The organism is Pseudomonas sp. BAV 4579 (genome assembly GCF_009765395.1).
GTDB lineage: Bacteria > Pseudomonadota > Gammaproteobacteria > Pseudomonadales > Pseudomonadaceae > Chryseomonas > Chryseomonas aestiva.
Map to the genome: position 1 here is coordinate 1 of NZ_WHOV01000297.1, position 410 is coordinate 410.

The 410-nt window shown below is 61.0% G+C and carries 1 protein-coding gene; it reads left to right on the top strand.

Going from position 1 to position 410, the window contains the following annotated elements:
* On the top strand, nt 1–310 hold a 310-nt coding region (locus tag GSQ95_RS26055; protein WP_158974030.1), incomplete at its 5' end, for a DUF3577 domain-containing protein.
* Nucleotides 311–410: the final 100 nt, after the last annotated feature.

Below are 410 nucleotides of genomic sequence, written 5' to 3' on the forward strand. Positions count from 1 at the left end.
CCGCTACATCGACTGCAATGTCGTCGGCGCCGAAGCTGAAAAGCTGGTTCGCCGTTGCATTGAAGCCGTCAACGCTGAGAAGAAGGTCCTCGTGTCCTTCCGCATCGGCGATTGCTGGGCTGATCCCTTCACCTACTCCTCCGGACCGAAGCAGGGACAACACGGCGCAAGCCTGAAAGGTCGTCTCCTGTACATCGGCTGGATCAAAGTGGAAGGTGAATTCGTCTACGAAGCCAAACCGCGCGACGCAGCCCCGGCTGAGCAGCAAGGTACGGATCAAGGGAACGAAGGCGACCAATCGGCCGCTTGAGTCACCCTGCTCTTCCAGGCGCCCACTGGGCGCCCCTGCTCTACCTAGGCTTTGCCACCTTTCTCTTCGCACACCCATCCGGGGGCACCATCCCCGGACC